This window comes from Variovorax sp. Varisp53, from assembly GCF_059491555.1.
Map to the genome: position 1 here is coordinate 1965185 of NZ_CP168512.1, position 16275 is coordinate 1981459.

The window sequence follows — 16275 nt, forward strand, 5'->3', positions numbered from 1 at the left end:
CTTACGCTCGCCCGTCATTCAACAAATCAGGGAGTCGAGTCATGAATTTCAAGCCTGTGGTGGCGGCCATTGCGGTCGCATTGGCCGTCGTCGCGTGCGGCGGCGGGGGTGGCGGTGGTTCGCCGGGCTTCTTCCTTCCGCCGCCCGACCAGGGCGGGCCGGGCGGCAACGACCCGGGCACCAACCCTCCTGGCACGAACCCTCCCGGCACGAATCCACCGAGCACCAACCCGCCCGCGCAGGCCAATGCCAAGGTCTCGGGCCGGGTGACCAATGCCGCCGACGGCGCGGGCGTGGGCCAGGTCACCGTGTCGGCCGGCGGCGTCAGCGCGACGACCGCCGCCGACGGCACCTACACGCTCGAAGGCGTCACCAACGCAAGCTCGGTGCTGCTGAGCTACAGCAAGACCGGCTTCGCGCCGCAGAGCCGCGCCACGGCAGCGCTCGAGGCCTCGGGCGCTACCACGGTCGTCAACGTGCCGATGCTGCCGGTGGCCTTCACCGACACCTTCGACCCCACGGCGCCGCGCGACCTTGCCGTGCCGGGCTCGACCGCGATGGTCAAGCTGCCGGCCAACGCGCTGCGCCGCGCCGACGGCGGCGCGCCCACCGGCATGGTGACCGGCCGACTCACGCCGATCGCACCGGCCATGAACGTCAACTTCATGCCCGGCAACTACCTCGCGGCGAGCGGCGGCGGCACGGCGGCGATGGAGAGCTTCGGCGCGCTCGACGCCAGCTTCGTCGATGCCGACGGCGCACCGCTGAACCTGGCCTCGGGCGTGAACGCCACGGTGCGCATCGCGCCGTCGTCGCGCACCGACACGCTGCCGACGAGCGTGCCACTCTTCTTCTACAACACCGCCACGGGCCTGTGGGTGGAAGAGGGCGCCGCGACCTTGCAGGGCACGGCGCCCAACCAGTACTACGAAGGCACGGTCACGCACTTCACGACCTGGAATGCCGATCAGGTCTACAACACGGTGCAGATCAAGGGCTGCGTGCAGGACGCCGAAGGCCAGCGCATCGCGGGTGCACTGGTGTCGTCGGAAGGCAAGTCGTACAGCGGCTCGGGCTCGGCGCTGACCAACGGCAATGGCGAGTTCTCGGTGCCGGCCAAGCGCGGCGGTGCGGCCTTCGTGCTGGCGAGCCGGGGGGCGGAGCTGTCGAACGCGGTCAGTGCCAACCCGTCCGACCAGGACACGACGATCGACGGGTGCCTGAAGCTGACGCGCGCGGCTGTGTCGATCAAGCTGACCTGGGGCGAGAAGCCCTACGACATCGACGCCCACACGCTGGGCGCGAACGTGGGCGAGCACATCTACTTCGCCGGGAAGGGCTCGCTGGCCGTGGCACCGTTCGTGAACCTCGACGTGGACGACATATCCAGCTTCGGACCCGAGTACACGACCTTCGCGAAGCTCGCGCGCAACCGCACCTACCGCTTCTATGTCGTCAACTACTCGGACACCTACAACCCGGGCCAGACCGGTTCGCCGGTGCGCGTGGAACTGAGCAACCGTGGCGCGCAGGCTGTGTTCTCGCCGCCTGCTGGCGAAACCACGGACACCCGCTACTGGCATGTGTTCGACCTGCGCACCGACGACAACTGCAATGGCACGGTGGTGCCGGTGCAGCAGTTCCGAGCCGACGCGCCGCCGCAGGTCAACACCGACGCGAACGCGCAGTACTGCAGCTGATGCGGCAATGAGCGACTCCGGGCCGGCCATCGAGGTCGGCCTGGGGTCGCCGGTCTCTACCAGTCTTCCTTCACCGCCAGCACGACATCCTTGCCGGCGGCGGCGCGCCCGGCCATCCACGCCGTGAACGTGCCGGCCGCCACCACGGCGGCGCACAGCGCCAGCAGCCGGACCCACGGCACCAGCAGGTCCATGCTCCAGTGGAAGCTCTGCGGGTTCACCACCTTCACCAGAACCACCGACACGGCCAGCCCGAGCAGCAGCCCCGCGACCGCGCCGATGGCCGTCCAGGCCGCGCCTTCGCCGGCCACGACGGCCAGCACCTGCCGCCGCGTGAAGCCCAGGTGCGCGAGCAGGCCGAACTCCTTGCGCCGTGCCAGCACCTGCGCACTGAAGCTCGCGGCGATGCCGAACAAACCGATGGCGATTGCCACGGCCTGCAGCCAGTAGGTCACGGCAAAGCTGCGGTCGAAGATGCGCAGCGAGGTCGTGCGGATCTGGCCGACCGAGGCGATCTCGAGGGACTCCGCGGAGCCGCCTTCCTGGCGCGCCGCCAGTGCGCGCACCTGTGTCTGCACCGCGCCTTCCGACGCACCGGGCGCGAGCCACAGCGCCACGTCGCTCACGTTGCGTTCGCCGGTGATGCGTTCGAAATCGCGCGCGTCCATCGTGACCGCGCCGAACTGCCGCGCATAGTCGCGCCACACGCCCGCCACGAAGAACACCGGCGGCTTGTTCGTGCCGGCTGCCACGCCCATTGCGGCCGACAGCGGCGCGAACGCGGTGCCCGGCTTCGCGCCGTACAGCTCGACCATCGGCTCGCTCACGTAGATGCCGACCTGCCCCTCGGGTACCGGCAGCGCGGCGCCCACCAGCGGCAGCGACTGCGTGGCGCCGCCTTCGAGGCTGCGCGCGATCAGCGTGACGGCGGGCCGGGTCGCGTCGAGCTGCAGTGTCTTCGTGCGCAGCGTGCCCGTGCGTGCCACGCCGGGCAACTGCGCCAGCGCCTGCACGAAGGCGGGCGGGAAGGTCGCGGTGTCGGTGCTGCTGCTGTTGCCGGCGTTGCTGCCGCGCCCACCCGCAGTGGCGCGCAGGTACAGGTCGGCCGGCAGCACCACGTCGAGCCAGTGCGTGACCGAATCGCGAAAGCTGGCGACCATCACCGTGAGCGCGACCGCCAGGCTCAGGCTCGCCACCACGCCGCTCACCGCTACCGCCGCCGTGCCGCGCATGCGGCGCGCGCGCTCGATGGCCAGCATCGGCAGCACGCGTTGCGCGAACACGGGCGCGATGCGGTCGTACAGCAGCGCGATGAGCCAGGGCAAGGCGGTGATGCCGCCCACCAGCAGGCAGGCCACCGACAAATACGCGGCCACCGGAATGCCGCCGATGGCCGGCACGTTGGCCAGCACCGCGCCGAGCGCGATCAGCCCCAGCGCCAGCCAGTGGCTGTTGCCCTGGGCAGGCGCCGCGCCCAGCCCCTTGAGTGTTTGCGCTTCGGGCAGCGCCTGCGCCGCGCGCGCGGGCCACCAGCCGCCCACCAATGCGGCCACCACGCCGAGCCCGCCGTAGAGCGCTGCCGCGCCGCTGCTCCAGTGCAGCTTGGGCGCGACGCCTTCGAAATACCCGCCGCCCAGGTCGCCGCCGAGCACCCGCAGCGCAAAAGCCGCGAGCGCGGTGCCGAGCACGAGCCCGGCCGTGCTGCCGATCAGACCCAGCACCAGCGATTCGGTCAGTACCAGCCGCAGCCGTTCACGCGGCGTCAGGCCCAGCACGCCGAGCAGCGCGAACTGCTGCGCGCGCTTGGCCACGCTGAGCGCCAGCACCGAGAACACAAGGAACGCGCCCGTGAACAGCGCCACCAGCGCCAGCTCCGTCAGGTTGACGCGATAGGCGCGCGACAGGTTGCTCACGCGCTCGGCCGCATCGCCGGGCTCGGCGAACTGCACGCCTGCGGGCCAGCCCGGCGACTGCTGCAGCGAGGCCATGAAGGCGGCCCTGTCGGTACCGGGTGCCAGCCGCAGGTCGATGCGGCTGAGCCGGCCGACCTGGCCGAACAGCTCCTGCGCGGCCGCGATGTCCATCACCGCGAGCGCCGAACCGCTGGCGGCGACATGGCCGGACACGTCCAGCCACTGCCAGGCATCGCCGCTGCGCAGCTGCATCGTCTCCACACCGCCGCCGCCGGGCGCTTGCGCGGGCAGGCCCAGGGCGGCGCGCGCCGCGGTGTTGAGAAACACATGGCCCGGTGCGAACAGCGCGAAGCGATCGGCGCCGGCTGCGGCCTGTGGCATCAGCGCCGGAGCGATGGCCGGCAGCACCAGCGCATCGACGCCGATCACGCGCATCGGCACCTGTCGTTCGCCCGCCAGCGTCAGGCCCTGGAACTCGAGCACGGGGCTCGCCAGCGTCACCTGCGGATGCCGGGCCAGCCGCGCGAACACGGCTTCGTCGAAGCCGCCCTGCACGGCGCGCACTTCCAGGTCGGGCTGGCCGTTGACCGATCGCACCGCGCTCGCGAATTCGTCGAGCGCCGACGCATTGATCAGCTGCACCGAGAAGGCCAGCGCCACGCCCAGCATCACCGCCAGCACGGCCGCCGCATTGCGCCAGGGATGATGGCGGAGTTCCTGCCAGGAGAAGGTGGTGAGCAATGCGCGCATGGGCCGATTGTCGCGATGTGCGCGGATCGAAGCTGCTGGTGCGCGAGCCTGAGCCGGCGGCCGCGCCGCAGGGGTGACGGCGGCGTTGACGAAGAGCCAGCCGCTCAGAGCCGGTCCGACATCGCATGCAGATACGCGCGCACCGCCGCGCTGGCGCTGAGCCCGATGGCCCGGTCGTAGGCCTGCCGCGCCGCGGTTCGCGCCCCGCCGGCCGCCAGCAGATGGGCGCGCGCCGCCCAGAAGGGCTGGTAGTTCGTCACCTCGTTGGCCGCAATGGCATCGAGTGCCCGCAGGCCGGTTTCCGGTCCGCGTGCGTTGGCCAGCGCGCAGGCGCGGCTGACCTGCGCACCGACGCTCGGCCGCAGCGCCAGCAGGCCCTCGTACAGGGCCACCAGTGTTTCGGGTGGCACCGGTGCGCCGGCGCGGCGCTCGCAGTGTGCCGACTGGATCGCTGCTTCCAGCTGGTAGGCGCCGAGTGACTGCATGGCGCTGGCCCGCCGCAGATGGTGTTCAGCTTGCGCGAGCAGTTCATGGTCCCAGCGCGTGATGTCCTGCTGGTCGAGCGGCACATACGCGCCGGCATCGCTGCGTCGCGCCGCCGTGCGGGCCTCGCAGAACAGCATCAGCGCGAGCAGGCCGAGCGGCTCGGGCTCGTTCGGCATCAGGCCGCAGAGGATGCGGCAGAGGTCGACGGCCTCGACCGTGAGGCCGCGGGGCAGGGCGTCGGCGCCGTCCACGTCGTCCCAGCCGGTGCCGTAGGCGGCGTAGATGCCGTCGAGCACATCCTGCAGTCGCTGCGGCAGGTCGCGTGCTTGCGGATATTCGAAGGGAATGCCGGCCGCGCGGATGCGGGCCTTGGCGCGCACCAGCCGCTGGCCGAGCGTGGCCGGCGCGGTGAGGAAGGCGCCGGCCATGCGCGCGGCGTCGAGCCCGAGCACGGTCTGCAGCATCAGCGGTGCGCGCGCGGCCGCGTCGATGGCCGGATGCGCACACACGAAGAGCAGGCGCAGCCGCTCGTCGGGCACGGCCGCGCCGTCGGCGGTGCCTTCGTCGACCTCGCCGGCCAGCAGCATCAGGCTTTGCGTGGCCGCGTCCTGTACGCGGGTGTGGCGCCAGGCGTCGAGCTTGCGGTGCCGCGCCACGCTCAGCAGCCACGCATCGGGCTGTGAGGGAATGCCATCGGCCGGCCAGCGCTCGAGTGCTCGCGCGAAGGCGTCGGCCAATGCGTCTTCCGATGCGGCGATGTCGTGCGTGCGCGCCGACAGGATGGCCAGCAGCCGCCCGTACGAATCGCGCGCCGCACGCTCGGCGGCCTGGTGCGCCGCCGGGTCGGTCATGCGGCGGCTACAGCCGTGGCCGTGAAGACGGGCCGGACCTCCACCCCGCCGCTGGTGGCGCAGGGCGCGCGCGCCGCCCACTCGAGTGCCACGTCGAGGTTGGGCACATCGACCACGAAGTAGCCGCCGAGCTGCTCCTTGGTGTCGGCGAAGGGGCCGTCCTGCACCTGGCGCTTGTCGCCGCGCACGCGCAGCGTGGTGCCGGTCATGGGCGGGAAAAGGCCGTGGCCGCCGAGCGAAATGCCGGCCTGGCGCACGGCGTCGGCATACGCGACCCAGCTGGCCCGGTAGGCCTGCGAGGACGCATCGTCGCGCTGTTCGAATTCGGCCGCGGGCTGATAGAACATCAACATGTACTGCATGGTGTCTCTCCGTCATGGAAAAGGCTGTCGAGCAAGATCGCTCACCACAATGACGGCCCGCTGGCGGTCATTTCGACACGCAGGGCGTGCCGAGCAGAAGATTTTTTACGCGATTGCCGTCGGGTGCAATGCCCGCACCGAAGGCGCGAACATCGCCTCCATCTCGCTGCGCAGCTTGTAAGCCGCGGTCGTCGTGTCGATCGCCACGTCGGCCCAGCTCAGGCTCTGGCCCTTCTTCACCGGGCGCACCAGCTTGACGTTGTGCGCCAGCCCGAGCGGCAGGCCGCCCAGGCGCAGAGAGCGCTCGGCCGGCAGCAGCTTGCCCCACACCGTGTAGCCGCCTTCGCCGTCGAGCATTTCGCCTGCCGCGAGGTCGCGCTTGGCGGTGGCGACCACGTCGGCGTTCCAGCAGGTGGCCACGCCGGTGGGCTCGCCGCGCAGCGCCACGCTGGCCACCGACATGCCTACTTCGAGGCCGATCAGGTGCCAGCGCTTGTAGAGCGTGAAGTAGCGCCCGCTGGGGTCGGTGTGGGCGTTGTATTCCTCGAAGCAGTTCCGGATGTAGTCGGTCTCGGCCTCGACCGTGACCCACACGCCCATGCGGATGTCGTACGGGATCTTGCGGCCGTCGGCCTCGAGCGAGGACACCACCTCGACCATGCCCTTGCGCTCCAGCACGCCGCCCTCGCTTTTCGGCCGAGTGACGAAGGGAATGTCCTCCACGCTCGCGGGAGGGTAGAGCAGGCCGTCCGAAGGCACGGTGAGGCCGGTGGCGTTGGCGACCGCCGAGCTTTCGATGGAAGGCTTGGAGCCGTCGAGGAAGCTGTTGAACATCTTCGGATTGAGACCGCCGCGCTTGGCCTGCTCGGGCGTGAGGCCGTAGTTGCCCCACACCGTCTCGGGCGTCGATTCGGTGAAGTGCGGCAGCCACTTGTGGCCGCGCCCGGCCGCCACCACCGGAAAGCCGCAGGTGCGCGCCCAGTCGACCAGGTCGCAGATCAGCGCGGGCTGGTCGCCGAAGGCGAGTGAATAGAGCACGCCGGCCTGCCGTGCCCTGTGCGCGAGCAGCGGACCGCAGAAGGCGTCGGCCTCGACCGTCACGTTGACCACATGCTTGCCGTGCGCGAAAGCGTCGAGGCAGTGGTCCACTGCCGCGATCGGGTTGCCCGTGCATTCGACCACGATGTCGATGCTCAGCTCGCGCGTCACGGCCTGCCAGTCGTCGGTGATCCAGGTGGTGCCGTGCTTCAGCGCCTCCTGTACCGAAGCTGCGGCGGCGCGCTCGGCCTTCCAGCCCACGCGTTCAAGATTGACGCGGGCCGCATCGGGCGAAAGGTCGGCGATGGCGACCAGTTGCACGCCGGGCGTGCGCGGAATCTGCGCGAGGTACATCGCGCCGAACTTGCCGGCGCCGATCAGGCCGATGCGGACGGGGCGGCCTTCGGCGGCGCGCTGCTGCAGGCGGGTGTGCAGACTCATGTCGTTCAGGCCTCCGCGGTGTCAAGCACGTCGAGCGAGGTGCGCAATGCGCTCTCGGGCAGGCCGTTCTTCCACGGCACCTCGACGGGGTAGGGTTTCAGCAGGCAGTCGTCGGGCAGCATCTCGATGGGCGTGAAGTTTCGGTGCGCGATGTACTCGGGCCGCTTGTGGCGCCGGATGTGGTTGCTGACCGCGCACAGGCTCAGGTACACCGCCACGCGGTTGAAGGGCGAGAGGTTGCTGCCCGAGGCATGCACCAGGCAGCTGTGAAAGAGGATCATCGAACCGGCCGGCCCCTTGGGCGAGACGATGCCGCCATGCCTGCCGCCCGCGCGGTCGACCAGTTGGCGGATCAGGTCGTTGTCCACGGTCCACAGCGGGTAGCTGGTGGTCGTGAGGTCATGCTTCGCATCGACCACGCCCTTGCGATGGCTGCCCGGAATGAACATCAGCGGGCCGTTGTGCTCGTTCACCTCGTCGAGAAAGATCGCGACGTTCATTGCGCGTTCGGTGGGCATCAGGTCGTCGTTGAGCCAGGTGCCGTAGTCCTGGTGCCACTGCCACACGTCGCCCTCGAAGGCCATCTTGCCGTTGATCTTGAACTGGTGCATGTAGACCTCTTCGTCGAAGAGATCCCTCACCGGGCCGACCATGCGCGGATGGCGCGCGAGGCGGGCGAAGGGTTCGCTGACGAGGTGCGCGGCGAAGTTCGTGCGCACGGCGTCGGAGCCTTTCTCGCGCACGTTGAAGGCCTCGCGCCTGCTGTAGAGCTCGGGCACCGCATCGGTCAGCACCTTCGTCTCCTCAGCCGAGAAATGGCCGGGGAAGAACAGGTAGCCGTCGCGCTCGAATTGCGCGCGTTGCTCGGGTGTCAGCTTCATGCCTTGTCTCCTTTTTTCTGCGTGGTGGTGGATGCGGTGCGCGCGAGTTGCTGCGCGAGCCGTTCGCTCAATGCCTCGCTGGCCCGCGAGACGTGTTCTTCGCTCAGGCGTGCGGCGCGGTCTGCATTGCCGGCGGCAATGGCCGCGGCGATGGCCTCATGCTCGTCCCACAGCGATTCGCGCTGCGGCTCGGCCTGCAGCACCGCGCCCATCGCGCGGCGCAGGTGGCGCCAGTGCGGGTCGGCGCTCTGGCCGATCAGCGGATTGCCCGAAGCTTCATAGATGGCCTGGTGAAAGGCGATGTCGGCATCGATCATGGCTTCGACATTGCGCCCGCGCGCTGCACGCCGTCCGCGCTCGATGAGCTTCGGGTCGATGCGAAAACGCTGGCGCGCCGCGAGCCGTGTGGCCAGCACGTCGAGCGCGCCACGCACCTGGTAGACCTGACGCATCGCCTCGGCTTCCAGCGGCGCCACCAGCACGCCGCGGCCGGGCGCGTCGAGCACGAAGCCGTCTTTCTTGAGCAGCCGCAGCGCCTGGAGCACGGGCTGGCGAGACACCGAGAGGCGCTGCGCGATGTCTTCCTGCGTGATGCGTTCGCCCGGCGCGAGCGTGCCGCTGCTGATGGCGCCGAGCAGGGCGCGGTAGACCTGGTCGACGAGGTCGGGGGCGACTTCGATGCTGAGGAGCTGGGCGGGCATGGCGGCTTTCTTTGAACTCTGTATACAGAGTACCGAAGTTGAGCGAGCGCGCATCCCGGGTTTTTACCCATCGGGGCTGCAAAAAAAACGCGAGCCCCGCTAAGCTCGGCCCATGCAACTACCTACCTACGACGACGTCATTGCCGCGGCCGCGCGGCTCGAAGGCCATGCCCACCGCACGCCCGTGCTGCGCTCGACCACCGCCAACGAACGCTGGGGTGCCGAGTTCTTCTTCAAGTGCGAGAACTTCCAGCGCATGGGCGCGTTCAAGTTCCGCGGCGCGTTCAACGCACTGTCGAAGTTCGATGCCGCGCAGCGCAAGGGCGGCGTGATCGCGTTTTCGTCGGGCAACCATGCGCAGGCCATCGCGCTGTCGGCGCGCCTGCTGTCGATGCCGGCGGTGATCGTCATGCCCAAGGACGCGCCCGCCGCCAAGGTCGCAGCCACCAAGGGCTATGGCGCCGAAGTGGTGATGTACGACCGCTTCACTGAAGACCGCGAGGCGCTGACCAAGCGGCTCGCGCAGGAGCGCGGCATGACGATGATCCCGCCCTACGACCATCCCGACGTGCTCACGGGCCAGGGCACGGCGGTGAAGGAACTGATCGAGGAAACGGGGCCGCTCGACCACCTGTTCGTGTGCCTGGGCGGCGGCGGGCTGCTGTCGGGTTCAGCGCTGTCGGCGCGCGCGCTGGCGCCGAACTGCAAGGTCTATGGCGTCGAGCCCGAGGCGGGCAACGACGGCCAGCAATCGTTCCGCGCGGGGAAAATCGTGCACATCGAAACGCCGAAGACCATTGCCGACGGTGCACAGACGCAGCACCTGGGCGAGTACACCTTCGGCATCATCCGCCGCGACGTGGACGACATCTTCACCGTCACCGACGAGCAGCTCGTCGACGCGATGCGCTTCTTCGCCGAGCGCATGAAGATGGTGGTGGAGCCGACCGGCTGCCTCGCCTTTGCGGGCGCCATTGCGGCCGGCAAGGCCGTCGCCGGACAACGCGTCGGCATCGTGATCAGTGGCGGCAACGTCGACCTGTCGCGCTACGCTGCACTGATCGCGCCGCAGTAGTTCAGGCGCGGATTCCGCCGGCCGTCAGGTGCAGCAGGCGGTCGGCCCGGGCCGCCGCGCTCTCGGAGTGCGTCACCAGCACCAGCGATGCACCGTGCTCGCGGGTCTGGCCGATCAGCAGTTCCATCACCTTCGCGGCGGTGGACGGATCGAGGTTGCCCGTGGGCTCGTCGGCCAGCAGCAGGGCGGGGCGATGCACCAGCGCGCGCGCAATCGCCACGCGCTGCAGTTGTCCGCCCGACAGCGTCTGCGGCAGCCGAGCACCATGCCGGGCAGGCCCACCGATTCGAGCATGTGCGCGACGCGGGCGTCGTCCTTCTGCTGCGCGCCGAGCAGCATCAGCGGCAGCGACACGTTCTGCGCCACGTCGAGGTGCGGCAGCACGTGGAAGGCCTGGAACACGAAGCCGACGTGCCGCCGCCGCCAGAGCGCGCAGGCCTCGCCGTCGAGCGCGCCGATGTCGGTGCCTTCGTGCGTGACCGTGCCCTGGTCCCAGCTGTCGAGGCCGGCCATGCAGTTGAGCAGCGTCGACTTGCCGACGCCCGATTCGCCCACGACGGCGACGAACTCGCCGGGCCGGACCTCCAGCGTCACGTTCTCGAAGACCGGCGCATCGCCGTAGTGCTTGCCGAGGTTGGAAATGCGCAGCGTCATCCGGGGCTTGTGGTCTTGGCGATCAGTTGAACGGCGGCTTGCACCGCGTCGGGCGCGTCGCAGGCGATCACGGTGCGCTGCGGCATGCTGCGCAGCCAGGTGATCTGCCGCTTGGCAAGCTGGCGCGTGGCGGCGATGCCGCGTTCGCGCAGCTCGGCCATGGCCTTGGTGGAGGGCGCCGCGTTGCCGCAGGCATCGAGCGTTTCCCATGCCTGCCGGTAGCCGACGCAGCGCATCGAGGGCAGCTCGGTCGACAGGTCGCCGCGCGCGCGCAACGCGCGCACTTCGTCGAGGAAGCCGGCCGCAAGCATCGCGTCGAAGCGCTCGGCGATGCGCGTGTGCAGCCAGGCGCGGTCAGCCGGTTCGAGCGAGAACAGCACGCCGTCTTCGACAGCCTTGGCGGTCTTGTTGTCGCTCGCATGAAAGCTCGACAGCGGCTGGCCGCTGCTCTCCCACACTTCGAGCGCGCGCTGGATGCGCTGGCTGTCCTGCGGCGCGAGCCGCGCGGCCGTGACCGGGTCGACCTGCGCGAGCCGCGCGTGCATGGCCGGCCAGCCGAGCGTGGCGGCTTCAGCATCGATGCGCGCGCGCACTGCGGCATCGGCCGCGGGCATCGCGTCGATGCCGTCGAACAGCGCCTTGAAATAAAGCATCGTGCCGCCCACCAGCAGCGGCAGCGCGCCGCGCGCGCGGATCTCGCCGATGAGCCGCGTGGCGTCGGCCACGAAGGCCGCGGCGCTGTAGCTCTCGCGCGGATCGAGGATGTCGATCAGGTGGTGCGGCACGGCGGCCTGTTCGGCGGGCGTGGGCTTGGCGGTGCCGATGTTCATGCCGCGGTAGACGAGTGCCGAATCGACCGAGACGATCTCCACCCGCTGCAGCCGCGCGAGCGCCAGCGCGGCGGCCGTCTTGCCCGAAGCGGTGGGGCCGGCGAGCGCGACGTAGGGCGGCGGACCCGGGGGCGCCGCGGTGGGCGCGGCCGGAGGAGCGGCCTCGGCGGCCGGTGCGGAGCGGGGAAACATGATGCGCCGAGGGTAGCAAATGGCGCGCGCCGGTCGGTGCGTGCGCGGCGGATGCCCCCGGGCGGCTCAGGTCGCTTCGCGCATCCGCCGGATGTCGCGCAGCGGCGGCGCGCCGAACAGGCGCGCGTACTCGCGACTGAACTGCGAGGCGCTCTCGTAGCCCACGCGCACGCCTGCGGTGCCGGCGTCGATGCCCTGGTTCAGCATCAGCTGTCGCGCTTCCTGCAGGCGCAGCTGCTTCAGGTACTGCATCGGGCTCATGCCTACCATGGCCCGGAAGTGCTGGCGGAAGGTCGAGGGGCTCATGTTCGCGGAAGCGGCCAGCGCGTCGGCCAGCACGGGCCGCGTGAAATTCATCTTGAGCCAGGCCATGCTCTGGGCCACCTGCTGGCTCGGCGAGCCGATCGCCACCAGGCGCTGCAGCTGCGGGCCGTGGCGCCCCGCCAGCAATCGCACGAGGATCTCCTGCTGCAACAGCGGCGCGAGCTGCGGCATCAGCCGGGGCTCGGCGAGCAGCTGGACGAGCCGCGTGACCGCGCCGAGCAGCGTCGGGTCGAGTTCGCCGAGAGACATGGCGCGCTGGGTGCCGTCCCTGGCCGGCGGGGGCAGGGCCATCTCGGCGGCAGCCTGCACGACGGCGCGCGGGTCGAGCCGCAGCATCAGGCCCATGAAGGGCTGCGCGGCGCTGGCCCGGGTGATGTGCGTCACCACAGGCAGGTCGGCGGTGGTCAGCAGCGATTGGCCCGCCGAATAGTCGAACACCTCGTCGCCGAGCGCCACCCGCTTCTGCCCGCGGATGGTGATGCCCACGCCGAAGCCGTAGATGCAATGCAGCGGCTCGGTCGTGGTGCTGCGACGGTGCAGCGAAAGCTCGGGAATGGCCGTCACGTAGTCGCCGTCACTGTGGGCGATGTGTGCGACCGCCCGGGCCAGATCGTCCAATGCACCCGGTTCGCCCGATTCGCCGTGCTGCGCCGGCTGTGCCGCTTCCATCTGAATCCTTTCGAGTGACGCGAACGAAAAAGTCTAGCCCGCGCGCCTGGCAGGGCCTGCGTTTCCGATGCAGTTTCGGTGTTTCAGGCAAGAACGCGCGCGAATCAGGCAAGTGGCTGGCCGGTCTTCGTCCGACACTCGCGGGCAGCGCTCCTCGGTGCACCGGCGTCGCATCCGATGCGGTCCGCGGGGGAGTGTCCGTCGAATCAGACAACCCGCTTTTTTCCACGGTGCCACGATGAAAACAGAAACGACTTCTCTCTACCGGAACCTGCCGCGCGGCACGGGCCGCATCGCCTCCCTTGCCTTGGCCGCGGCCTGCGGCGTGAGCGCGCTGTGGCCGCTGCACGCCGCTGCGAGCCAGGCGCTGGCGCAAAAGTATTCATGCGTCGCATGCCACCAGCCCGCGACCAAGGTGGTGGGCCCATCCTGGAAAGACATCGGCGCCAAATACGGCGACGGCAAGGGCACGGCCGCACAGTTGGCCGCAAGCATCAAGGCCGGCAGCTCGGGCAAATGGGGCGCGATGCCGATGCCGCCGCAGGCCCAGGTGCCCGATGCCGACCTGCAGTCGCTCGCCCAGTGGCTGCTCGACGGCGCCAAGTGAATCCGACCCTCAACCATCCACGGAGAAAAAGAACATGAGTGCGCTCCACGTCAATGGCCGTGAACACACGGTCGATGCCGATCCCGGCACCCCCATCCTCTGGGCCCTGCGCGACTCGCTGGGCATGACCGGCACCAAGTTCGGCTGCGGCGCCGCGCTGTGCGGTGCCTGCACCGTGCACATGGACGGCCAGGCCATCCGCTCGTGCATCACGCCCATCGCCGCGGCCGAAGGCAAGAAGATCACCACCATCGAGGTCGCCACCGACGGCAGCGACAAGGTCGGCGCCGCGGTGCACGCCGCCTGGGTGCGGCACGACGTCGCGCAGTGCGGTTACTGCCAGAGCGGCCAGATCATGAGCGCGACCGCGTTCCTGAAGTCGCTCCCCGCGGGCAAGCAGCCCAGTGCCGACGAGATCGACTCGGCCATGGCCGGCAACATCTGCCGCTGCGGCACCTATGCGCGCATCCGCGCCGCCGTGGCCGATGCGGCCCGAACCCTCGCCTGAAGGAGTCCTCATGCTGCCCTCCATCGACTACCACGACCTGCCGCGCGCCCTGCAGCGCCTGATGGCCCAGGCTTCGGCCGAAGAGCCCGCCACGCTGCCCCGCCGCAGCTTCCTCAAGATGGCCGGCGCCGGCGGCCTCGCGCTCGGCGCCTTTCCCCACCTGGCCATGGCGCAGGCCGATGGTGCAAAGCCTGCGGCCGGCGGCCTCAAGCCGACGCAGCAACCCTCGGCCTTCGTGCAGATCGCGCCCAGCGGCGAAGTCACGGTGACCATCAACCGGCTCGAATTCGGCCAGGGCGTGCAGACCGGCCTGCCGATGATCCTGGCCGAGGAACTGGACGCCGACTGGGCGCTGGTGCGCAGCCGCAACGGCACGAACGATGCGGCATACGCAGACCCACTGTTCGGCATGCACCTGACCGGCGGCTCCAATTCGATCAAGAACAGCTTCACGCAGTACCGTGAACTCGGCGCCCGCGCCCGGGCCATGCTGCTGTCGGCTGCGGCGGCGCGCTGGAAGGTCGACCCGGCCACGCTGCGCACGCAGGCCGGCACGGTGCTGGGCCCGGGCGGCCGCAAACTGGGCTACGGCGAACTGGCCGAGGCGGCCATGGCGCTGCCGGTGCCCGAGAAGGTCACGCTGAAGAACCCCAAGGACTTCCGGATCATCGGCCGCGCAACGACGCGCCTGGACGCGCGCGCCAAGAGCAGCGGAAAGCAGGACTTCGGTATCGACGTGCGGCAGCCGGGTCAGCTCACGGCCGTGGTGGCGCATCCGCCCGTGTTCGGCGCCCGCCTGGCCTCGGTGGACGACAGCGCCGCGCGCGCCGTCAAGGGCGTGAAGGCGGTGGTGCGCATCCCGCTGGACCGCGGCGCCGAAGGCGTGGCCGTGGTGGCCAATGGCTACTGGCCGGCCAAGCTGGGCCGCGACGCGCTGAAGCTGCAATGGGACACGGCCGCCGTGGAAAAGGTGGACAGCGACAAGCAGCTGGTCCAGTACCGCGAACTCGCCGGCCGGCCCGGCAATCGCAAGTTCGACGCCGACATGGCACCGCTGGCCACCGCGCCGCGCAAACTCGAGGCCGAGTTCGTGTTTCCGTACCTCGCGCACGCGCCGATGGAGCCGCTGAACTGCACCGTGAAGCTGTCGGACGGACGCGCCGAACTGTGGGTCGGCACCCAGTCAGCCGACCTCGACGGCCAGGCCGCGGCACGCACGCTGAAGCTCAATCCCGCGCAGGTGAAGGTGAACGTGCAGATGGCGGGCGGCGGCTTCGGCCGGCGCTTCGTGGGCTCGAGCGACTTCGTGGTCGAGGCCTGCGAGATCGCCAAAGCCACGCGCGCGGCGGGCCTGGACGCGCCCGTGCGCCTGCTGTGGAGCCGCGAGGACGACATCAAGGGCGGCTACTACCGCCCCATGCACCTGCACCGCGCGCGCATCGGTTTCGACGAGCGCGGCAAGATCCTGGCGTGGGACCACGTCATCGTGGGCCAGTCGATCACCTCGGGCACGGTGTTCGCCGGGATGATGGTGAAGGACGGCATCGACGCCACGGCCGTCGAGGGCATGCGCGATCCCTACCCGGTGCCGATGCGCCTCACGGTACACCATCCGCAGGTCAACGTGCCGGTGCTGTGGTGGCGCAGCGTGGGTTCCACCCACACCGCCTTCGTGATGGAGACGCTGATCGACGAGATCGCCCGCAGCACCAAGCAGGACCCGGTGGCCTACCGCATGCAGCTGTTCGGCGACAAGCACCCGCGCCATCGCGCTGCGCTGCAGCTGGCGGTGGACAAGAGCGGCTACGGCAAGAAGAAGCTGCCCGAAGGCCGCGCCTGGGGCGTGGCGGTGCACGAGTCCTTCGAATCTGTGGTGGCCTACGTGGTGGAAGCCTCGGTCAAGGACGGCCAGCCGGTGCTGCACCGCGTGACCAGCGGCGTGCACTGCAACCTCGCCGTCAACCCGCGCAGCGTGGAGGCGCAGGTGCAGGGCGCGGCGGTGATGGGGCTGTCGACCTGCCTGCAAGGCAGCGCGATCACGCTGAAGGACGGTGTCGTGCAGCAGGGCAACTTCGGCGACTTCACCGTGGCCCGCATCACGCAGGTGCCGGAGTTCGACATCCACATCGTGCCCAGCGCCGATGCGCCCAAGGGGATGGGCGAGCCCGGCCTGCCGCCGCTGGCGCCCGCGTTCGCCAATGCCGTCGCGCAGCTGACGGGCAAGCCTTTGCGGCAGCTGCCTTTCAACCTGGCTTGAGACGGGATTGCGTTCGAAGGGGTTTGTCCTTTCGAA

The 16275-nt window shown here is 70.0% G+C and carries 13 protein-coding genes and 1 pseudogene; 5 read left to right on the forward strand and 9 right to left on the reverse strand.

Going from position 1 to position 16275, the window contains the following annotated elements; all coding sequences use genetic code 11:
- Positions 1-41: 41 nt before the first annotated feature.
- A complete protein-coding gene (locus ACEOAB_RS09070) occupies positions 42-1700 on the forward strand; it encodes a carboxypeptidase regulatory-like domain-containing protein (RefSeq protein WP_495653620.1) in 1659 nt (552 codons plus the stop codon).
- A 56-nt stretch (positions 1701-1756) separates the two neighbouring features.
- Here the strand turns inward: ACEOAB_RS09070 and ACEOAB_RS09075 are convergent, their stop codons facing one another.
- The 6 genes from ACEOAB_RS09075 to ACEOAB_RS09100 all read right to left on the reverse strand — a co-directional run bounded on the left by ACEOAB_RS09075 (position 1757) and on the right by ACEOAB_RS09100 (position 9123).
- Complete coding sequence (locus ACEOAB_RS09075; RefSeq protein ID WP_495653621.1) at positions 1757-4363, reverse strand: FtsX-like permease family protein; 2607 nt, start codon at positions 4361-4363, stop codon at positions 1757-1759.
- Between the two features lie 104 nt (positions 4364-4467).
- Positions 4468-5700 (reverse strand): RNA polymerase sigma factor, encoded by a 1233-nt coding sequence (locus ACEOAB_RS09080; RefSeq protein ID WP_495653622.1) that lies wholly within the window; start codon positions 5698-5700, stop codon positions 4468-4470.
- Complete coding sequence (locus ACEOAB_RS09085; RefSeq protein WP_056596219.1) at positions 5697-6062, reverse strand: YciI family protein; 366 nt, start codon at positions 6060-6062, stop codon at positions 5697-5699. The genes ACEOAB_RS09080 and ACEOAB_RS09085 overlap by 4 nt, the downstream gene beginning before the upstream one ends.
- A 105-nt stretch (positions 6063-6167) precedes the next feature.
- Complete coding sequence (locus ACEOAB_RS09090) at positions 6168-7541, reverse strand: NAD(P)H-dependent oxidoreductase (RefSeq protein ID WP_413750513.1); 1374 nt, start codon at positions 7539-7541, stop codon at positions 6168-6170.
- 5 nt (positions 7542-7546) lie between these two features.
- Complete coding sequence (locus ACEOAB_RS09095) at positions 7547-8422, reverse strand: phytanoyl-CoA dioxygenase family protein (RefSeq protein WP_413750512.1); 876 nt, start codon at positions 8420-8422, stop codon at positions 7547-7549.
- Positions 8419-9123 carry a GntR family transcriptional regulator gene (locus tag ACEOAB_RS09100; RefSeq protein ID WP_413750511.1) on the reverse strand — a complete coding sequence of 235 codons (705 nt, stop codon included), beginning with the start codon at positions 9121-9123 and terminating at the stop codon, positions 8419-8421. Before ACEOAB_RS09100 ends, ACEOAB_RS09095 begins: the two co-directional genes overlap by 4 nt.
- 112 nt (positions 9124-9235) lie before the next feature.
- Between ACEOAB_RS09100 and ACEOAB_RS09105 the strand changes: the two genes are divergently transcribed.
- Complete coding sequence (locus ACEOAB_RS09105; protein WP_413750510.1) at positions 9236-10198, forward strand: threo-3-hydroxy-L-aspartate ammonia-lyase; 963 nt, start codon at positions 9236-9238, stop codon at positions 10196-10198.
- 1 nt (position 10199) lies between these two features.
- Here the strand turns inward: ACEOAB_RS09105 and ACEOAB_RS09110 are convergent.
- From ACEOAB_RS09110 to ACEOAB_RS09120, 3 genes and pseudogenes are all read right to left on the reverse strand, one after another.
- Positions 10200-10852: pseudogene (locus ACEOAB_RS09110) on the reverse strand (ABC transporter ATP-binding protein).
- Entirely contained in the window at positions 10849-11874 is a 1026-nt protein-coding gene (gene miaA, locus ACEOAB_RS09115) for a tRNA (adenosine(37)-N6)-dimethylallyltransferase MiaA (RefSeq protein WP_495653623.1), read from the reverse strand. The pseudogene ACEOAB_RS09110 and the gene miaA overlap by 4 nt, the downstream one beginning before the upstream one ends.
- A gap of 66 nt (positions 11875-11940) precedes the next feature.
- Positions 11941-12867 carry an AraC family transcriptional regulator gene (locus ACEOAB_RS09120; protein WP_413750545.1) on the reverse strand — a complete coding sequence of 309 codons (927 nt, stop codon included), beginning with the start codon at positions 12865-12867 and terminating at the stop codon, positions 11941-11943.
- A 238-nt stretch (positions 12868-13105) separates the two neighbouring features.
- Here ACEOAB_RS09120 and ACEOAB_RS09125 point away from each other — a divergent pair, with 238 nt between their 5' ends.
- From ACEOAB_RS09125 to ACEOAB_RS09135, 3 genes are read left to right on the forward strand one after another with little or no spacing between them, the layout of a single operon-like run.
- Entirely contained in the window at positions 13106-13474 is a 369-nt protein-coding gene (locus tag ACEOAB_RS09125) for a c-type cytochrome (protein WP_413750544.1), read from the forward strand.
- Between the two features lie 34 nt (positions 13475-13508).
- Complete coding sequence (locus tag ACEOAB_RS09130) at positions 13509-13982, forward strand: (2Fe-2S)-binding protein (RefSeq protein WP_413750543.1); 474 nt, start codon at positions 13509-13511, stop codon at positions 13980-13982.
- A 10-nt stretch (positions 13983-13992) separates the two neighbouring features.
- A complete protein-coding gene (locus ACEOAB_RS09135; protein ID WP_413750542.1) occupies positions 13993-16239 on the forward strand; it encodes a xanthine dehydrogenase family protein molybdopterin-binding subunit in 2247 nt (748 codons plus the stop codon).
- Positions 16240-16275 lie beyond the last annotated feature (36 nt).